The sequence below is a fragment of the Ferrimonas pelagia genome, from assembly GCF_039543565.1.
Taxonomy (GTDB): domain Bacteria; phylum Pseudomonadota; class Gammaproteobacteria; order Enterobacterales; family Shewanellaceae; genus Ferrimonas; species Ferrimonas pelagia.
In genome coordinates this window covers 14,776-32,710 of the sequence record NZ_BAABJZ010000102.1, presented here as the reverse complement: position 1 = coordinate 32,710, position 17,935 = coordinate 14,776, and the positions used below count along the sequence as shown (strand labels likewise).

Annotated in this window: 18 protein-coding genes; 11 read left to right on the top strand and 7 right to left on the bottom strand. The window is 57.4% G+C overall.

Annotated elements, in window-relative coordinates:
- Nucleotides 1-162 precede the first annotated feature (162 nt).
- From ABEA08_RS18835 to ABEA08_RS18820, 4 genes are all read left to right on the top strand, one after another.
- On the top strand, nucleotides 163-1,434 hold the full coding sequence (locus ABEA08_RS18835; RefSeq protein WP_345336952.1) for an aromatic amino acid transport family protein: 1,272 nt from the start codon (nucleotides 163-165) through the stop codon (nucleotides 1,432-1,434).
- 71 nt (nucleotides 1,435-1,505) lie between these two features.
- The gene (locus ABEA08_RS18830; protein WP_345336951.1) at nucleotides 1,506-2,870 is read left to right on the top strand and encodes an L-serine ammonia-lyase; all 1,365 of its coding nucleotides are present in this window, start codon (nucleotides 1,506-1,508) and stop codon (nucleotides 2,868-2,870) included.
- A 181-nt stretch (nucleotides 2,871-3,051) separates the two neighbouring features.
- Nucleotides 3,052-3,423 (top strand): CDC27 family protein, encoded by a 372-nt coding sequence (locus ABEA08_RS18825; RefSeq protein ID WP_345336950.1) that lies wholly within the window; start codon nucleotides 3,052-3,054, stop codon nucleotides 3,421-3,423.
- 140 nt (nucleotides 3,424-3,563) lie between these two features.
- Entirely contained in the window at nucleotides 3,564-4,922 is a 1,359-nt protein-coding gene (locus ABEA08_RS18820; protein ID WP_345336949.1) for a TonB family protein, read from the top strand.
- 686 nt (nucleotides 4,923-5,608) lie between these two features.
- On the opposite strand, the gene ABEA08_RS18815 is transcribed toward ABEA08_RS18820, so the two are convergent.
- The 3 genes from ABEA08_RS18815 to ABEA08_RS18805 form a co-directional block, all read right to left on the bottom strand.
- Nucleotides 5,609-6,082, bottom strand: coding sequence for a hypothetical protein (locus tag ABEA08_RS18815; protein ID WP_345336948.1), 474 nt, complete (start codon nucleotides 6,080-6,082; stop codon nucleotides 5,609-5,611).
- A 327-nt stretch (nucleotides 6,083-6,409) separates the two neighbouring features.
- A complete protein-coding gene (gene erpA, locus ABEA08_RS18810) occupies nucleotides 6,410-6,760 on the bottom strand; it encodes an iron-sulfur cluster insertion protein ErpA (RefSeq protein WP_345336947.1) in 351 nt (116 codons plus the stop codon).
- A gap of 52 nt (nucleotides 6,761-6,812) precedes the next feature.
- Entirely contained in the window at nucleotides 6,813-7,568 is a 756-nt protein-coding gene (locus ABEA08_RS18805) for a DUF6776 family protein (RefSeq protein ID WP_345336945.1), read from the bottom strand.
- 61 nt (nucleotides 7,569-7,629) lie between these two features.
- Between ABEA08_RS18805 and ABEA08_RS18800 the strand changes: the two genes are divergently transcribed.
- From ABEA08_RS18800 to arfA, 6 genes are all read left to right on the top strand, one after another.
- Nucleotides 7,630-9,303 carry a chloride channel protein gene (locus ABEA08_RS18800; RefSeq protein WP_345336944.1) on the top strand — a complete coding sequence of 558 codons (1,674 nt, stop codon included), beginning with the start codon at nucleotides 7,630-7,632 and terminating at the stop codon, nucleotides 9,301-9,303.
- Between the two features lie 290 nt (nucleotides 9,304-9,593).
- Nucleotides 9,594-10,517, top strand: coding sequence for an aspartate carbamoyltransferase (gene pyrB, locus ABEA08_RS18795; protein WP_345336943.1), 924 nt, complete (start codon nucleotides 9,594-9,596; stop codon nucleotides 10,515-10,517).
- An 11-nt stretch (nucleotides 10,518-10,528) separates the two neighbouring features.
- Nucleotides 10,529-10,993: an aspartate carbamoyltransferase regulatory subunit gene (gene pyrI / locus ABEA08_RS18790; protein WP_345336942.1), complete on the top strand. Its 465-nt coding sequence runs from the start codon at nucleotides 10,529-10,531 to the stop codon at nucleotides 10,991-10,993.
- A gap of 244 nt (nucleotides 10,994-11,237) precedes the next feature.
- Nucleotides 11,238-12,527 carry a glutamate-1-semialdehyde 2,1-aminomutase gene (gene hemL / locus ABEA08_RS18785; RefSeq protein ID WP_345336941.1) on the top strand — a complete coding sequence of 430 codons (1,290 nt, stop codon included), beginning with the start codon at nucleotides 11,238-11,240 and terminating at the stop codon, nucleotides 12,525-12,527.
- 204 nt (nucleotides 12,528-12,731) lie between these two features.
- Complete coding sequence (locus ABEA08_RS18780) at nucleotides 12,732-12,875, top strand: hypothetical protein (protein ID WP_345336940.1); 144 nt, start codon at nucleotides 12,732-12,734, stop codon at nucleotides 12,873-12,875.
- A 200-nt stretch (nucleotides 12,876-13,075) separates the two neighbouring features.
- A complete protein-coding gene (arfA, locus tag ABEA08_RS18775) occupies nucleotides 13,076-13,303 on the top strand; it encodes an alternative ribosome rescue factor ArfA (RefSeq protein ID WP_425557388.1) in 228 nt (75 codons plus the stop codon).
- Between the two features lie 88 nt (nucleotides 13,304-13,391).
- Here arfA and ABEA08_RS18770 read toward each other — a convergent pair whose 3' ends face one another.
- A complete protein-coding gene (locus ABEA08_RS18770) occupies nucleotides 13,392-14,396 on the bottom strand; it encodes an NADP-dependent oxidoreductase (RefSeq protein ID WP_345336939.1) in 1,005 nt (334 codons plus the stop codon).
- On the bottom strand, nucleotides 14,393-14,575 hold the full coding sequence (locus ABEA08_RS18765) for an OsmC family protein (RefSeq protein ID WP_345336938.1): 183 nt from the start codon (nucleotides 14,573-14,575) through the stop codon (nucleotides 14,393-14,395). Before ABEA08_RS18765 ends, ABEA08_RS18770 begins: the two co-directional genes overlap by 4 nt.
- A 168-nt stretch (nucleotides 14,576-14,743) precedes the next feature.
- Between ABEA08_RS18765 and ABEA08_RS18760 the strand changes: the two genes are divergently transcribed.
- Complete coding sequence (locus ABEA08_RS18760) at nucleotides 14,744-15,181, top strand: MarR family winged helix-turn-helix transcriptional regulator (RefSeq protein ID WP_345336937.1); 438 nt, start codon at nucleotides 14,744-14,746, stop codon at nucleotides 15,179-15,181.
- 36 nt (nucleotides 15,182-15,217) lie between these two features.
- Here the strand turns inward: ABEA08_RS18760 and ABEA08_RS18755 are convergent, their stop codons facing one another.
- Together ABEA08_RS18755 and ABEA08_RS18750 are read right to left on the bottom strand one after the other, a co-directional pair.
- Entirely contained in the window at nucleotides 15,218-15,622 is a 405-nt protein-coding gene (locus ABEA08_RS18755) for a hypothetical protein (RefSeq protein WP_345336936.1), read from the bottom strand.
- A 66-nt stretch (nucleotides 15,623-15,688) separates the two neighbouring features.
- Nucleotides 15,689-17,917: a S9 family peptidase gene (locus tag ABEA08_RS18750; protein WP_345336935.1), complete on the bottom strand. Its 2,229-nt coding sequence runs from the start codon at nucleotides 17,915-17,917 to the stop codon at nucleotides 15,689-15,691.
- Nucleotides 17,918-17,935: the final 18 nt, after the last annotated feature.

Genomic DNA, 17,935 nt, shown 5'->3' with positions numbered 1-17,935 from the left:
GGTTATTTGGTCAGACCAATCGACTGGTTTTACCAGTTGCCGGGCGCAATTGTGATCTCGATCGCGAGTAATCTTTTTCAAGGTGATTCTGGTCACGTTATTTGATGGGGAAATCCCTATTCTTGCACCCGCTAACTCGAACTCTCTCATAGGTGAATTGAAATGCAGAACAACACCACTGCAACTAACGCCACTAAGGCGGTAGGTTTTACCAAGCAAGACTTTACTTGGTCCCTTTCCATGTTCGGCACCGCGGTTGGTGCTGGCGTCCTGTTCCTGCCGATCCGTGCCGGTCTGGAAGGCTTCTGGCCACTGATCCTGATCGCCCTGCTGGTGGGTCCAATGACTTACCTGGCGCACCGCGCTCTAGCTCGCTTCGTTTTGTCCTCTGACAAAAAAGGTTCTGACATCACTGAGGTGGTTGAAGAGCATTTCGGCAAGTCCGCTGGTCTGATGATCACTTTCCTGTACTTCTTTGCGATTTACCCAATCGTACTGATCTACGGTAACGCCATCACCAACACCATTGATTCCGTACTGGTGAATCAGCTGGGCATGGAATCTATGCCACGCTGGTTGCTGTCCGGTGTGCTGGTTGCCGCCATGATGAGCGTGATGATCCTGGGTCAGAAGCTGATGCTGAAGGCTACTGAGATGCTGGTATACCCACTGGTGTTCATTCTGCTGGCGATGTCGGTTTACCTGATCCCACACTGGTCTATGGATGCAATGAGTTTCTCTGCTGCACCGTCCATGAGTGCCTTGCTGATTGCGGTTTACCTGACCATCCCAATGCTGATTTTCTCGTTCAACCACAGCCCAGCGGTTTCCTCCATGGCTCTGGCTCAGCGTGAAGCGCACGGTGAAGACGCCGTTGCGAAGTCTGACATGATCCTGAAGCGCGCCTCTGGCATGCTGCTGGGCTTCGTTATGTTCTTCGTATTCTCTTGTGTACTGGCCCTGTCTCCAGAGCAGCTGGCACAAGCGCAAGAACAGAACCTGCCAATCCTGAGCTACCTGGCCAACGAGATGGAAAGCCCAATCATCTCCGTACTGGGTCCACTGGTTGCCTTCCTGGCTATCTTCTCTTCCTTCTTCGGCCACTACCTGGGCGCGAAAGAAGGCCTGGCCGGTATCGTTAAAAAAGCGGCACCGCAAGCAGTAGAAAGCATGGGTGAGAAGACCTTTGACAAAGCGCTGGTTGCGTTCTTCTTCTTCACCGTATGGGGCGTGGCCATCATCAACCCATCCGTATTGGGCATGATTGAAGATCTGGGCGCACCGTTCATCGCGGCCATCCTGTTCCTGATGCCAATGTACGCCATCAAGAAAGTGCCAAGCATGCAGAAGTACAGTGGCAAGCTGTCCAACGTATTTGTGACCGTGATGGGCCTGATTGCCATCTCTGCCATCGTCCGCGGTCTGCTGTTCTAAGCACGCCCTGACTCCTAAGCCGGGGTCGATGACCCCGGCTTTTTTTGACTCTATATTCCGAGGAATCCCTGATGTTCAGTGTTTTCGATATCTTTAAAATTGGCGTAGGCCCGTCCAGCTCCCACACCGTGGGCCCGATGAAAGCAGCAAAGCAATTCATCGACGAGCTGCGCGCCAAGGAGCAGCTGCGCGACGTCACTCGCATCAGCGTCGATATCTACGGCTCACTGTCTTTGACCGGCAAAGGCCACCACACTGACATCGCCATCATCATGGGTCTGGGCGGTAACAGCCCAGAGAACGTGGACATTGATGGCATTCCTGGGTTTATTGAGCGTGTCGAACAGACCGAGCGCCTGCCCGTTGGCATGCACTGTCATACCGTCGAATTCCCACGCAACGCAGTGACCTTCCATGAGGACACCCTGCCACTGCATGAGAACGGCATGGCCATTCACGCCTATGCTGGCGACGACGTGCTGTACTCCAAGACCTACTACTCCATCGGTGGCGGCGCCATCGTGGAAGAGGAGCAGTTTGGCAAGCCGGATGCCAACCTCAAGCCGCTGCCTTATGCCTTTACCGATGCGGAAAGCCTGCTGGCGCTAACCAAGCAGACCGGCATGAGCATCTCCGCCTTGATGATGGCAAACGAGAAAGCGTACAACTCGGAAGCCAGCATTTACGAGGGCTTCGGTCAGGTTTGGAATGTGATGCAGGAGTGCATCGAGCGCGGTTGCGCTACCGAAGGTCTGCTGGCCGGGCCACTGAAGGTGCCACGCCGTGCGGCGGCGCTGCATCGTCAACTGGTGGCTAACGAGCGCACCAACAACGATCCAATGGCGATCATTGATTGGGTCAACATGTTCGCGCTGGCCGCCTCGGAAGAGAACGCCGCCGGCGGCCGTGTGGTCACCGCACCAACCAATGGTGCCGCAGGGATCATCCCGGCCGTCCTGGCGTACTACGACAAGTTCATCGAGAAGGTGGGCGTCAAACAGTACACTAAGTTCTACCTGGCTGCCGGTGCGGTCGGTGCACTGTACAAGATGAACGCCTCCATCTCCGGTGCTGAGGTCGGCTGTCAGGGTGAAGTGGGCGTGGCCTGCTCCATGGCGGCGGCGGGTCTGGCCGAGCTGATGGGCGCCAGCCCATCCCAGGTGTTCATCGCCGCCGAGATCGCGATGGAGCACCACCTGGGTCTGACCTGCGATCCGGTCGCCGGCCAGGTGCAGGTGCCGTGCATCGAGCGCAACGCCATTGCCTCGGTCAAAGCGATCAACTCCACCCGCATGGCGATGCGTCGTAACTCGGATCCCTGTGTGTCTCTGGACAAGGTGATCGCCACCATGTACGAGACCGGCAAGGACATGCACCCGAAATATCGCGAGACCTCGCGCGGCGGCTTGGCCATCAAGGTGCTCAACGTCTGCTAAGACAGTCAGATATTCTTGACTCAAAAACCGCCGCAAGGCGGTTTTTTTCTGCCCGCTCCCCACCAAGCATTACTCTCCAAAGCGCAATCCACCTTAGAGGTGGATCTATAAATGGTCGCGGCATGCAGCGGGATCGAGCAAAGCCCGGCTCTGGCTGAAACGTGCAGCCGAAGCGGGGGATGTGCAGGCGCAGCGGCGACTGGCGCGTCTGCTGCTCTCTTTGGATGAGGTGGAGGAGAGTAAGGCACTGCGTTGGGCGCTGGCAGGCTTTGATCAGGGCAATGCGGCGGCCGGGCGACTGGCGATGCAGTTGCTGATCGGCGCCGATGACGACGCGCTGCACGATCCCAAGCAGGCGGTGGCGATCGGCAAGAAGCTGGTGAAGCAGGAGAAGAGTCCGGATTCCCAGGCACTGCTGGCCCAGGCCTATTTCGCCAACGGCGATAAGCGCCGGGCGGTTCACACTCAGAAGGACGCCATCAAAGAAGCTAAGACCTTGGAATGGGCATTGGCCCAGTTTGAAGCCGATCTGGCCCGATTTGAGCGGGGATAAGCGGAATGACTCGATGAACACGGCGGCTTGTTTACCTGTTCGTATCTAATCATACGCCAAAAAGAAGTCGCTTTCGCTTGGCACAAGTCTGAGACTTGATATTATCGTTCTACCCCAAAGAGATACCATAAGGAGTTGGAATGAATCGACTTTGGATTTTTGTTGCGACAATGCTCATTAGCCTGCCGCAGCACGCGGACTTGTCTCAGGGCTTAACGGCCTATGCAGAAGACGACTTTGCCACAGCGCGAACCGAGTTCTTGGCGCTGGCACCGCTAGGAAACGAAGCGGCTATCTTCAACCTAGGCGTCATGTCGTTGTATGGGGAGGGCGTCGAGAAGGACGCGGTCGACGCCTACGCATGGTTCAGCCTAGCGGCCCACTGGGGACACCCAGATGCCAAGTCGGCCCAAAAGAAAGTAAAGCAAGTATTGTCCCCCACGGCCCAAAAGCTGGCCCAACAAAAAGCCCTCGAGTATCAAACAGCCTGGGACAAAGCTGCGCTCCAGCAGCGCCTGTTTCCCCAATTACTCACTGCAGAACAGCGAAACTCGCATCAGTCATCAAGCCCAGTGCCCGCTCGACGCCAGAATCCACACTACCCCATTGAGCTTGCTAGAAAGGGTATTGAGGGTTGGGTCGTGATGGAGTTCAGCGTTGCCGCAGATGGCAGCGTACGCGACTTGTTGATCACCGAGAGCGTGCCAGAAAAAGCGTTCGACAAGGCGGCCCTACAAGCGATGAAAAAATGGCGCTATGAATTCCCGGAGGGGGTAGAGCAACGAGACCACCCGGGCCAATCGATACGGTTGGACTTCAGCCTAAGCAATGCCGTCGTTGACGAAAACAAGCTGGACGCCATGCTAACTCAATATCAGACGGGCGACCCTTCAACGGCGCTGCTTTATGCCCGTGTGCTCGATCATCTAAAGATCACGAAAGAGCTGCCGCCAGCACACCAAGATATCGACACCACCGCGCTATATCAAATGGCAGCCCAGGCAGGCTCCCATTATGCCCAGCGTGAACTGGCCCGACGTCTGATGAACGGAGATACGTGCGTACAGGAACGGAAAAAGGGGCTGAATTGGCTGCAGATCGCGGCACAAAATGGCGACCCCCAAGCACAATACGCTTTGGGCAGCCAGCTACTTTGGATCAATGATACCGAGCAAGACCAAAACAAAGCCCACCACTGGCTAATGGCTGCCCATGAGCAAGGGCACCCATACGCCGGTGTACACCTAGTTCGCCTATTTACCCTAGCCGACAGCGAACAATGGCACGACCCCAAGCGCGCCATCGTATTAGGTAAAGAGATGTTGGCGCAGCAGGACACCAACGCCGAACTGCTGTCGGCTCTCGCCGCCGCACACCATCAACTTGGCGAGACAAAGGAAGCGATAAAGTGGCAAAAACGAGCGGTCAAATACGCCAAGCGCTCGGGCTGGGCACTTGAGCCATTTGAACAAGCGCTCACGAAATACCAGTCGTCTTAAGCACGAAACGCTATACCGCGCTCACCGCTTGAGTACAAGAGTAGGAAAACCCGCCCTAGGTCGGTTTTCCTTACTCCATTGCTCGACATTTAACTAGAGTAAAGCGCAACGGATCCGGTCAATAACTCAAGAACCTATATTTCGGAACGGCGCCAAAGAGCACCTTCTCGGTGGGGCCACTTACCTACCCGCCCCCTACAAAATCAAGTGATTGATCCGGCTCAACCTTTTGCCTTTTACTCGCTCGCCACTACATCTCGGCCACCGAATAACGCCCGACATGGTTTCCCTCAAAACTGTGCCTTATCGTCAGTAAGATAAAACTTCTTATCTCCCCATCGCTCATTCCAATAACGAGCTTTATCAGCGATCGCCTCCCCTAGCCGAAAACGGCCTGCGCGCTGTGGAGCACAACCAAACTCAGCAGATCAACCCAGGACAGCGACAAAGACGATATCCTCTCTCTGGTCTGTGCCAGTACCGCTCAAAGGCCGATCCCGCATTGAAGGTGAACACCAGCACTATGATCCTCACGCCTTTATCGGCACGGCGATCATCGACAACACCGTCAGCAATGGCAGGTATTCGGCGGCAAGCGACACCGCTGATCCCAATATCCCTGCAAGTCGAAGCGGCCAATCTGGCCGCTTTTTTTGTCGCTAGGCAATGGGCCAGCCTGACCCCTCTTACTCACGGCCCCCCAACAACAGCAACTCCTGACGCAGCAGCCAATATTCATTGCGCGCCTGCTGCAACTGCTCGTCGCTGGGTTGAACACTGAGCGGAAGCGCCCGATTGGGTTGAGTCACCCGTCGCTCCAGCTCCGCCAGATCTTGCTTTTGCACCACCAGTTGCTGCCGGAGCCAAGCGACTCGGTGCGCCAGTGCATCCATACGCATTGTCGGTGACGATGCCGGTGACAGATCCACTCGAGCTGGCAACGCCAGATGCCAAGCGATCACACCGAAAAAAAACACCAACGCGAACAAGCAAAGACCGACGCATATCGACTTACATTGCCGCCACCAATACAGCCATGGTGAGCCGGGTAATGCGATCACGCGCCGCAATCTCACACCGATATGATGAAACTCCTGCGGCCGCTGCCGACCATACAAGCCAAAGGCACCGGCACCGTGCACACTCACTACTTTTGCCATGGTATAGCCCACTTCCTCGCTTGCGAGCCCTCTTTAATAAGCTTCAAATAAAGGCCAGTCGGCCCAACTTGTCCACTGGCCGCCACGCACTGTCCATCAAGTGGCTCATTATTGGGCACGGACCGATTGCAACAATTTATGTCCTTACAAAGCCCTCTGTGACCGCAAGCGCGGGATCTCATGAGTCAGTCGCGTAATATCGCCGCTCACAGGCCTAGCGAGACACGCTGCTCAGTTCCCCCTGATGCCTCAATAACGTCTTAGAACAAACAACAAAAAGCCCCCGTCTGCCATGCAGTACGGGGGCTTTTAGGGCAACGCCGAGCGCTAGACCGAGAAGGACGCGCCGCAACCACAGGTTGAAGTGGCGTTGGGATTCTTAACATAAAAACGGCTGCCTTCCAGCCCTTCCATGTAATCCACTTCGCCCCCAACCAGATACTGCAGGCTCATGGCGTCGACCAGCAAGGTGACCCCTGCCTTTTCAATGGTAAAGTCGCCTTCGTTCACCTTCTCATCGAAGGTAAACCCGTACTGGAAGCCGGAGCAGCCGCCACCGGTCACGTAGACACGCAGTTTCAGTTGCGGGTTTTCCTCTTCAAGCAGCAACGCGTGCACTTTTTTGGCAGCGGCGTCGGAGAACTCGATCGGCATGGCTTGTTCAACGGCAGCAGTCATGGATACCTCTCAAAAATTGACCTGGCGATTATCCAATACCCGACTAAAGCATTCAAGCTTTCTCCTTCAACCGCGCCAATACCGGTGCGCTAACCAGCTCAGTAAAGCCATAGGTGGTTTCCGCCCGCGCTGCCTTTTGTTCGCTGTTGGCCGGTAAGCGGATCTGCACCCGCAGACGTTCGGGATAGAAGCCTTCCGGCAAGGCGATCAAGGTGTCTATCTGCTGAAAATAGCGGAACGAAAAGTTGGTGCTATTGCTGTCCGCCCCGAGCTCTTCCGCCGTCAGGCTCTTAGAATGTCCGTCGAGACTGCCATCAATACTCCAACTGATCTCGCCCCGAGCAAAACGTTTCTGCAGCTTTTGCTGCGTCAGCACCAGTCGCATGCGAAAACGCTGCGCATTGCCGGTTTCATCCAGAGACAAGTCATGAATAAACACCCCATCGGCGGTCTTCTCCGGCGCCATGATATTGCGATAGAAGGTCAGCTCCCGCTCCAGCTCATCCATCTGGACACGCTGACGCGCCATCAAAGCCAACGTCTCTTGCTGACTCTGCTGCTCCATCCGCAACTCCAGTGCCAACGCCGAACGCTCCCGCTCACAATCGCGCAACGCCGCCTGCTCCTCCACCTGCGCCTGGGCGTACTGAAGCAATTGTTGGCTTTGCGGCAATTGCCGCAGCCACTGTACGCCGGCGCCCAGCCCCATCGCGGCCAACAACAGCAATAACAGGATTACGCCACGGGGGTTCAGTCGTTGTTCCAATTGCTGTAACGCATGAATACGATGTTTTATATATTGCATCATGTTGGTTTTCTTAGAGTTGCAGGTGATAAACTGAGCCGATTGGCCCTACTTGGTTGTCGACATGATCACTGAGCACAAATTCCGTTTGTCCACTGCCCGGATCAGCCTCCAGCTTTGCGTGCTGGCGCTATTGGTTGGTTTGCTGTCCAGTGGCTTCATTGTCCTGTTTCAACTGAGTGTCACTGGCCTGCAAAAACTGGTTTGGGTCGAATCGGACGATTTTACCCAGCTGCCGTTATGGATGCGAGTGGCTTTACCCCTGGTTGGGGCCGCCATCATCCATCAATTGATCCGCCATTCCAAAGCCGCCTACCGCCGAATGGGGATCGCCTACGTCATCCACCGAGTCAAATGCCACTACGGCCGCATCCCACTCGGCTCTGGCGTCAGCCAGTTTCTGCATGCCGTCGTCGCCCTAGCCAGCGGTTTCTCCGTCGGTAAAGAGGGCCCGGCCGTTCACATCGGCGCCACGGCGGCCACCATGGTCGCCAAGAAGTGGTCGTTGCCGGATAACACCATGCGGATCCTCTCCTCTTGCGGCATAGCGGCCGGGATCGCCGCGATCTTTAATACGCCGTTGGCCGGCGTGCTGTTTGTGCTTGAGGTGGTGCTACGCGAATACAAGATCCACTACTTTTTGCCGATCATGATCGCCGCCATCACCGGCGCCGTCACCTACCGCGCGGTCTTTGGCGATACCCACCTGTATGAGCAGCTGGATCTGATCCGCATGCCGCTGGAGCAATACCCTACCCTGTTGCTGTTCGGACTGGTGTTAGGCGCAGTCGCCGCCCTGTTTAATCACGCGCTCTTGGCCACCACGCGGCGCAGTGCGGGCCACCCCCTGTGGCTGAGATTTGGCCTGGCCGGGCTGATCACCGCCCTGATCGGCGTGCTGATCCCCGGGGCACTGGGCGGCGAAAATGCCGTAGTCCTGCTCAGCCACTCCAATGAGATCTCCATCGGCCTGATCTTCGGTCTTTTGATCGGCAAGGTCATTCTGACCATCGCCGCCATTGGCCTCGGCATTCCCGGTGGCCTGATCGGCCCACTCTATGGCATTGGCGCACTGCTCGGCGCCCTACTGGTGCTGATCCTCACCCCCTTACTCCCTCAGATCAGCGAATACCAAAGTCTCTACGCCGCCATCGCCATGACCGCTATGATGGGCGTCTGCCTCAATGCACCGCTGGCCTCCCTGCTGGCACTGGTGGAGCTGACCAATAACGCCAGCGTCATTGTGCCCTTCCTACTGGTGGCATTGCCCGCTTTCTTGCTGGCGCACGAAGGGCTCGGCGCCCGTGCCATCTTCCTGCGTCAGCTCGACATCATGGGCTTGCCCCATAAAGTGCCGCCGCTGGAGGAAGCCCTGCAAAAAACCGGCGTACTGACCTTGATGAGCCAAGATCTGGTCGCCGTCCGCCCCGGCCTCAGCGAAAACGAACAGCTGGCGCTGCTAGCAGAAGCCAAAGGGCATCGATTGCTCAGCCCTGATGGGACGGGTCAGGTGCTGATCACCCTACGCGGAGACTTTACCCAAGAGGAAGATCGAGCTCTGGAACGTACTTTACTGACCGGCTTACCCGATACCGCCACACTGGACAAGGTCTACCGCCTGCTGGAGCCCAAACGCAGCGGCATGGTTTACATCTACCACCGAAGCCCTGATTGCCCAGTGGGACTGATCAGCTGGCCCATGCTGCATCGCTTCTTTCGCGGCCAAGAGAGCGCCTAGGCCCCAGCCTAGCCTGGATCTAATTAGACATAAATATCCGTACCTTGACCCAGAATTATGATATTGCGCAGAACAAAAATGGGCGTATAATTCACCCGAAATTTTTACCTTCGCGAGACCGGACATGAGCCAAAGAGTCGAGTCCCTACATACTCCTCTTGGTCGCCTTACGGCGGCGGTTGACCTGTTATTTTCGCTTCGGTGATCGAAAAGCCTCCTATATAGGGGGCTTTTTTTGAACAAAAATTTGAACGCTACCCTCTCCGATAGGCCACTTGGGAAGACACATTATGGCGAGCTCATTATATAAGAAGCACATTATCTCCATACCGGAACTAAGCCGGTCGGAATTGGAACTCATTGTCGAAACCGCAGGTCAACTCAAGGCAAAGCCTGATCCGACCTTGCTGCAAAACAAAGTGATCGCCAGCTGCTTCTTCGAACCCTCCACCCGCACCCGATTGTCCTTTGAGACCGCTGTTCAGCGGCTCGGTGGCTCAGTGATCGGCTTTGACAGTGGCGGCAATACCTCGCTGGCGAAAAAAGGCGAAACCCTGTCCGACTCGGTTCAGGTGATCGCCTCCTACGTCGACGCCTTTGTGATGCGCCACCCACAAGAGGGCGCCGCCCGCCTGGCCTCTGAATTTTCCGGCAGTGTCCCAGTGATCAACGGCGGCGACGGCGCTAACCAACACCCGTCTCAGACCCTACTAGACCTGTTTTCCATCTATGAAACCCAAGGCACCTTGGACAACCTCAATGTGGCGTTTGTCGGCGATCTCAAGTACGGCCGCACGGTCCACTCGCTGACCCAGGCGCTGTCCAAGTTCAACAACATCAAGTTCTTCTTTATCGCTCCGGAAGTGCTGGCCATGCCGGATTACATCTGCGAAGAGTTGGACGAAGCGGGGATCGGCTACAGCGTGCACACCAGCATGGACGATGTCATTCCAGAACTTGACGTCCTCTATATGACCCGAGTGCAAAAAGAGCGCTTCGACGAGTCCGAATACGCCCACGTCAAATCCGCCTATATCCTTAGCGCCGCCACCCTACAAGGCGCCCGCAGCAACCTCAAGGTGCTGCACCCGCTACCTCGGGTGGATGAGATCACCACCGATGTCGACGCTACCCCTCACGCCTATTACTTCCAACAGGCAGAAAATGGCATTTACGCCCGTCAGGCACTGCTGAGCCTGGTACTGAACGGATAACGGAGTCTAAGATGACCAAAGACAACAAACTGCAAGTGGAAGCGATCAAAAACGGCTCAGTTATCGATCACATCCCCGCCCACTCCGGCATCAAAGTATTACGTCTGTTTCAGCTGCATCAAACCCAGAACCGGGTCACTATCGGCCTCAATCTGCCCTCCTCGGTGCAGGGCCTCAAAGATCTGATCAAGATCGAAAACGTGTTTATTGACGAAGAGTTAGCTAATCAATTGGCGCTGTTGGCGCCCAACGCCACGGTAAATCGTATCGAAGACTACGAAGTCACCAAGAAGCTGACACTGTCCCTGCCCCAAAAGGTTAACCGCGTGTTTCAGTGCCCAAACAGCAACTGCATCACCCACAGTGAGCCGGTGGATACCAGCTTTGCCGTGATCGCCAAAAACGACAGCATCAAGCTCAAGTGCAAGTACTGTGAGAAGGCCTTTTCTCGTGAAAGCGTGGCAGAGCGCCGTTAAGCGCAGCTAAAGCCCCAAGCACGTTAACAAAGCCTCCTAACGGAGGCTTTTTGTTTCCTCACATTTTCCCTCGCTGTGATCCCAGCCCTTGATCACCTTAGTCACAAAATGCCACTCTCCCCTCACTGGAAAACAACCTTCAGTTCGCGCCACAGCAACAGCTAAGGCTGAGAATTGGATGCATTAGCGAAGGACCGGCCCAACGCCCCGCGCCAGGCTGGCCATCAAGGATCAAGGAAAACCGATGAGCCATTCAGAAACCCTGTTTGAACAAGCCCAGCAAACCATCCCGGGCGGTGTTAACTCCCCCGTCCGTGCCTTCAAAGGCGTCGGCGGCACGCCGCTGTTCATCGACAGCGCCGACCAAGCCTACCTGTATGACGTCGACGACAAGCAGTACATCGACTACGTCGGCTCTTGGGGCCCGATGATCCTCGGCCACAACCACCCCAGCATCCGCAACGCGGTGATCGAAGCGACCCACAAGGGTCTGTCCTTCGGCGCGCCAACCGCCGCCGAAGTGGAGATGGCCAACCTAGTATGCAAACTGCTGCCCAGCGTCGACCAAGTCCGTATGGTTAACTCCGGCACCGAAGCCACTATGAGCGCCCTGCGCCTGGCCCGCGGCTTCACCGGCCGTGACAAGTTCATCAAATTTGAAGGCTGCTACCACGGCCACGCCGACTGCCTGTTGGTCAAAGCCGGCTCCGGCATGCTGACCTTTGGCGAGCCCACCAGCCCGGGCGTGCCAGCCGATTTTGCCAAGCACACCCTGACCGCCGACTACAACAATTTAGACAGCGTCAAAGCCCTGTTTGAGTCCAATGCTGGCGAGATCGGCGCCATCATCCTCGAGCCGGTGGCCGGTAACATGAACTGCATCCCGCCAGTAGAAGGCTTTCTCGAAGGCCTGCGCGCCCTGTGCGATCAGCACGGCGCCTTGCTGATCATCGACGAGGTGATGACCGGCTTCCGTGTCTCGCTGACCGGTGCGCATGGTCACTACGGCATCACGCCGGATCTGGTCTGTCTGGGTAAGGTGATCGGCGGCGGCATGCCGGTCGGCGCCTTCGGCGGCCGTGCCGATGTCATGGCACACCTGGCCCCGAACGGCCCTGTCTATCAGGCTGGCACCCTGTCCGGCAACCCGGTGGCCATGGCCGCAGGCCTGGCCCAGCTGGAGATCCTGCAGCTACCGGGTCTGTACGATGAGCTGGCCGCCAAGACCCAGCGCGTCGCCGAAGGGATCAAGGCACAAGCAGACAAAGCTGGCGTGCCGATGGCCATCAACTATGTCGGCGGCATGTTCGGCTTGTTCTTCACCGAGGAGCAGAACATCACCTCGTTTGCCCAAGTGACCCGCTGCAACATGGAGCACTTCAAGGCCTTCTTCCACGGCATGCTGGAGGAGGGGGTGAATCTGGCCCCCTCTGCCTATGAGGCTGGCTTCCTATCGATGGCCCACACCGACGAAGACATCGACGCCACCATCGCCGCCGCAGGCCGAGTGCTGGCCAAGATCGCCGCTCAATAAGCGCGCCCTGCGAGCACTGCGCCCGCACTGAGTCCAACCAAACCCACCTTCGCCGCAGGCCAAGGTGGGTTTTCTGTTTTCTGAGCCCAACTGCGTACTTGGCCCGTTTTTAACGCCGCGCCCTGATAGGGATCAAAACCCAATCAATCGACCCGATATAACCTGACGACAATGACATAAGCCATTGATGTTAAGGAGAACCGAGTGAGCAAAGGCGCAAGAAACTCAGCCACTTCAAAGCCGGAATTGGCCCAGAAACACAACAAGACACCGATCCAATGGCCGCTGGTGGCCACCTTGGTGCTCTACCTGTCGATGATGCTGCTGTACATCATAAAGCAAGCGTGATCCCGCATGCGCATTGCCAAAGCAGCGCCGACCCACACCGCTCTGGCGGTGAGTTAACCTCGCCAGAGCAACCATCAATGATCTGCAAGTCGATAGCAGGCCGTTTTGCGGGCTGCGAGGCATCATGGCGAGTGCATTTTATGTACAATGCCGCAGGCAAACCCGAGATCCATTGTCTTTTGAGCCCCCAGGAGCACTTCGTGTCGAAAAAACACCGTAAAAAAGCCGCTAGCCAGGCGCAACTCACCCCGCCCGCGGCCAGCCAGCAGCACGAGATCGGCCGCGGCACCATTGGCCACAACGCCATGGCGGCAATGGTCACCTCGCCGCTGTTTCAGGCCCGCACCATGACGGCGAAAAAAGGCAAAGGCGCCTACTCGCGCAAGGGCAACAAGCAAGGCCTGGAGCCTTTTCAAAACGCCGCTTAACACGTGCCGTTTTGAAAAGGCTCCACACATGAAAAAGCCAGAGCATCCGCTCTGGCTTTGTGCGCTCTTAACCCCTCAGGGCACGGGTTTACAGCTTCACCAGCATCTTGCCGGTATTGGCGCCGGAAAACAGCCCAAGAAACGCCTCAAACGTGCTGTCTAAGCCTTGATAGACGGTCTCTTGCGCGTGGAGTTGACCTTGGGCCATTGCCCCGCCCACTTCGGCGGCAAACTCACCGAAATCGGCCATATGATCGGTGGCGATAAAGCCTTTGATGGTCAGGCGACGACGGATGATCTCGGTCATATTGCGCGGCCCGCCAATACTGCCATCGCTATTGTAGAGATCGATCATGCCGCAGATCACCAACTGGCCGTTGTCCTGCATATTGCCGATGGCCGCTTCCAGGTGCTCGCCGCCGACGTTATCGAAGTAGAAACTCAGCCCTTCCGGCGCCAACGCCGCCAGCGCCTGACTCAGGTTGTCGCAGGTTTTGTAGTTGATCACCGCGTCCACCCCGAGCTGCTCGGTCAAGAAACGTCCCTTGTCGTCACTGCCCACCGAGCCTATCACCCGCGCGCCCTTGAGCTTGGCCAACTGACAGACAACGGAGCCGACCGCACCGGCGGCGCCGGAGACAAACAGGGTATCCCCCGCCTGCAATTGCCCGACCTTATTCAGCCCGGCCCAGGCGGTTAAACCGGTCAAGCCGAGCACACCCAGATAGGACTGCAGTGGCGCACCAACGGCGGGCAAAGGGGTCAGATCTGAGCCATCGCTCAGCGCATAGTCGCGCCAGCCCTGCATATGCATCACCTGGGTGCCCACCGGAAAGTTCGCATGGTTCGAGGCGATCACCTCACCGACAGCGCCCCCTTCCATCAACTGGTCCAACTCAAACGGCGGCACATAGCTCTTCACCGGGATCATTCGGCCGCGCATATAGGGATCGACCGACAACCAGCGGTTTTCGATCAACACCTGATCCGCCTGCAACGGCGGCAACGCCTGCTCGACCAAAGAGGCGGTCGCCTCGGTCGGCAGCCCTTGCGGGTATTCATTCAGCTTCCAGCCTCGGACGAGTTGGCTCATGGGTTGTCTCCTTGCACAGTAATAACAACGTCGATATTGCCCTTAAGGGCGTATGAGTCAGGGCAGAGCGGGGGCGCTTGAGCGATCCGAACTTCGGCTTGCGACAGCGTGAGTGCCCCTTGCCCCTGCTGGGCTCGGGCCGAACCGTTGCGGCCCGCCGTCGCGGTATACCACGCCATCGCTCACTCCTTATGATTTAGTTTGCGCGCCAAGTAATTGGTTCTTACCCTACGATCACTTTAGTTTGCGCGCAAACTATTTCTTTGAGTATATTGTCCCCAACAGGGCAAACGTCGTTATACTGCCGACCCCTTTTTCGCTTCACCAGCGCGATACCGAGAGACTTCATGAGCACACCCAGCCTCGACAATCAGCTTTGCTTTGCCCTCTACAGTGCCAGCAATGCGGTGATCCGTCTGTACCGACCGGTGTTAGAGCCGTTCGATCTGACCTATCCGCAGTTTCTGGTGATGCTGGCGTTGTGGCAGCAAGATGGCGTGCCACTCAAGACCTTGTCGCAACGGACCCGGCTGGATCCCGGCACCATCACGCCCATCGTCAAACGATTGGAAAGCAAAGCGCTGTTAGAGCGTCGTGTGGATCCCGAGGATGTGCGGGCCAAGCAGGTGGTGTTAACCGAAGCCGGAAAGGCGATCCGTGCGCCTCTGTTTGCGGCCAAAGAGCGGCTGTATGGCGAGTACGATCTGGATAAAGCGGCGTTAGAGCAGCTCCGAGTGCAATGCACGGCACTGCTGGATAATATCAACGACCGGCTCGGAAAGTGAATTCAAATGCCGGCCGCTGCATAAAATAGCGCGAGATTAGAAGGCGTAGCGCACCGCAAAGCCGGCGTCGACGCCAAACTTATCGTTGCGGTCAAAGTCCAGATCGGGCGCCACCTGCAGGTACACGTCCCAGCGCGGAGCAAACGATAGCTCCAACCCCAGCGGCACGCGCACGCCATAGCCTTTGTCCCAACCGACGAAGGCACCGCCACCGACATACCAGTTCAACGGCATCCCTTCGATCTCCGCTGCCCGGCCTCGGGCAAACAGATAATCCGCCGCCACCCCGTCGTTACCAATGAACCCATTGATCCGCTGATTGAACTGCAGCGCCACCCCCAGTCCTTGATCCACCCCAAAGCCCACCTTAACGGCGGCTGGTGCCATCGAGGGCAGTAACAAACCGAGTGCGCCGAGTGTTGTGAGTATCGCTTTTTTCATCATTTCAATCCTCAAAGGGCCCTAGCTAAAGCATAGGCAGGCGACCACAAGATGCAGAATATTCAATCACTCTGTGCTCGCCTTATGCCGCTTGGGTTGCAGATGTCGCTCAAAAAAATCGGCCATCATGGTGTGCCAATGCACCCGAGTCGCCTGACCGCGCAGGCTGTGTTTCTTGCCCGGATAAGTCATCAACTCAAACTGCTTGCCCTCATCCTGCAGCGGCTTGAGCAAACGGGTGGTGTGGGTAAATAGCACATTGTCGTCGGCCATGCCGTGGTAGATCAGCAGCGGCTTATCGAGCCGCTCGGCATAGGGAAACACCGAGGCGCGCTGGTACACCGCCTCATCCTGCCGCGGATCCCCCAGATAACGCTCAGTATAATGGGTGTCATACAAACGCCAGTCGGTGACCGGCGCTCCGGCGATCCCGGCGGCAAAATGATCCCCCGCTTTGAACATGGCCATCAGCGACAGATAGCCGCCATAGCTGTGGCCAAACACGCCGATCCGGGCGCCATCCACGTACGGCAGTTGGCGCAGCATCGCCACGCCGGTGAGCTGATCCGCTAACTCCACCGTCCCCATCTGCTGATACAGCGCGGATTCAAACGCCTTGCCGCGGTAATTCGAGCCGCGGTTATCCAAGCTAAACACCACATAGCCCTGCTGCGCCAGATATTGGTGGAAGGGCTTGTCCCAGCCCCGATTGACCACCTGAGCGTGGGGCCCGCCATAGAGATACACCAACGCCGGATAGCGTTTATCTGGCGAGAAGTCAGCGGGTTTATACAGGCGATAGTGCAAAGTGTGGCCTTCCGGCGCGTGGATCTGGCCAAACTCCGGGTTGATCCAATCCGCCAGGTAGGGAAACAGCGGATGCCCCGCCTCGACCCGGTTCTGCGCGATCCAATAGCGCCGCTTGCCCCGTTCATCGTGCAGCGACACCTGCGGCGGCGTGCGGGGATCGCTGAACCGATCGATGTAGCCCGAGCCATCCTTCGCCATGGTGATCTGGTGCATCCCCGGGCGCTGCGAGATCCGCTCAATTTCGCCCTCGCCGCTCAACGCCACCCGATACAGATGCCGCTCCAGTACGTTGTCCTTACGACCGCTGAAGTACACCATACCGGCGGCTTCATCGATCGCCTCCAGCCGATCCACCACCCAGCGCCCCTGGGTTAACTGACGGATCAGCTTGCCCTCCAGATCGTACAGATACAGATGCTTAAAGCCGTCACGCTCGGAGCTCCAGACCCACTGGGAGGATTGCGTTAAGAAGCGCAGATCGTCGTGCAGATTGATCCAGCTGTCGCTGCGCTCCATCAGCAGGGTACGCGCCTGCGGCGTTGGCTCACTCAGATCGATCAGGCGCAGCGCCAAGTGCTGCTGATCCCGACTCTGCCATTGGTAACTCAGTTGCTCGGCGCTGGCCCAGCGCACCCGCGGCAGATAGAAGTCGGGCTCCTCACCCAGATCCAGCCATTGCACCTCACCGCTGGCCACGCTCACTACGCCCAGCTTAACGGCAACATTGGGCCGACCCGCGGCCGGATAACGCTGCTGGATCAGGCTGATCCGATCGGCGTAGATCTCCGATCGCACCACTTGATCCACCGGGCTTTCGTCGATCTGGATAAAGGCGATGCGGCACTCGTCCGGCGACCACCAATAGCCGGTCATCCGCCCCATCTCCTCCTGAGCCACAAACTCGGCCATGCCGTTTTTGATCGGCCCCGCGCCATCCCGAGTCAGCTGCCGCTCCTCACCGCTGGCCAGATCCACCACAAACAGGTTCTGCTCGCGCACAAAGGAGACATGGCTGCCCTGCGGCGAGACCTTAATGTCGGTCTCAAACGCCGCCGTTTCGGTCAGACGGCGCGCCTGCTGCTCGGCCAGATCGTAATAGAACACATCCCCCGCCAGCGGAAACAACAGCGCCTTGCCATCTTCCGACCACTGATATTCCATGATCCCACTGCCGTAGATCCGCTGGCGCTCACGCCGCGCCTTCTCCTCATCCGACAGCACCTCCTCGCCCTGATGCAGCCGGTCCGCATCCACCAGGCGACGATTCTCGCCATCGGCAATGTGGTATTCCCACAGATCGAACCGCTGCGCATCGTCGGCGCGTCCCTGCAGGTAGGTGATCCGGGCGCCATCCGGCGCATACTGCAGCGCCCGTGGCGCCGTGCCACTGAGCTGAGGATCGGCAAAGATCCGCTCTATGGTCAGGGGTTGAGCGTAGCTAGATAAGCTGACCAGCAACAGCAAGAAAAACAAGGCGGCTTTCATGAGATCCCTCTGCCATTT

Coding starts and splice junctions, on each gene's coding strand:
- ABEA08_RS18820 (WP_345336949.1), top strand. CDS start 3,564: ATGAATCGACTTTGGATTTTTGTTGCGACAATGCTCATTAGCCTGCCG.
- ABEA08_RS18815 (WP_345336948.1), bottom strand. CDS start 6,082: ATGGCAAAAGTAGTGAGTGTGCACGGTGCCGGTGCCTTTGGCTTGTAT.
- ABEA08_RS18805 (WP_345336945.1), bottom strand. CDS start 7,568: ATGATGCAATATATAAAACATCGTATTCATGCGTTACAGCAATTGGAA.
- ABEA08_RS18770 (WP_345336939.1), bottom strand. CDS start 14,396: ATGAGCCAACTCGTCCGAGGCTGGAAGCTGAATGAATACCCGCAAGGG.
- ABEA08_RS18765 (WP_345336938.1), bottom strand. CDS start 14,575: ATGGCGTGGTATACCGCGACGGCGGGCCGCAACGGTTCGGCCCGAGCC.
- ABEA08_RS18760 (WP_345336937.1), top strand. CDS start 14,744: ATGAGCACACCCAGCCTCGACAATCAGCTTTGCTTTGCCCTCTACAGT.
- ABEA08_RS18755 (WP_345336936.1), bottom strand. CDS start 15,622: ATGAAAAAAGCGATACTCACAACACTCGGCGCACTCGGTTTGTTACTG.
- pyrI (WP_345336942.1), top strand. CDS start 10,529: ATGACCAAAGACAACAAACTGCAAGTGGAAGCGATCAAAAACGGCTCA.
- hemL (WP_345336941.1), top strand. CDS start 11,238: ATGAGCCATTCAGAAACCCTGTTTGAACAAGCCCAGCAAACCATCCCG.
- ABEA08_RS18800 (WP_345336944.1), top strand. CDS start 7,630: ATGATCACTGAGCACAAATTCCGTTTGTCCACTGCCCGGATCAGCCTC.
- ABEA08_RS18750 (WP_345336935.1), bottom strand. CDS start 17,917: ATGAAAGCCGCCTTGTTTTTCTTGCTGTTGCTGGTCAGCTTATCTAGC.
- ABEA08_RS18835 (WP_345336952.1), top strand. CDS start 163: ATGCAGAACAACACCACTGCAACTAACGCCACTAAGGCGGTAGGTTTT.
- pyrB (WP_345336943.1), top strand. CDS start 9,594: ATGGCGAGCTCATTATATAAGAAGCACATTATCTCCATACCGGAACTA.
- erpA (WP_345336947.1), bottom strand. CDS start 6,760: ATGACTGCTGCCGTTGAACAAGCCATGCCGATCGAGTTCTCCGACGCC.
- ABEA08_RS18830 (WP_345336951.1), top strand. CDS start 1,506: ATGTTCAGTGTTTTCGATATCTTTAAAATTGGCGTAGGCCCGTCCAGC.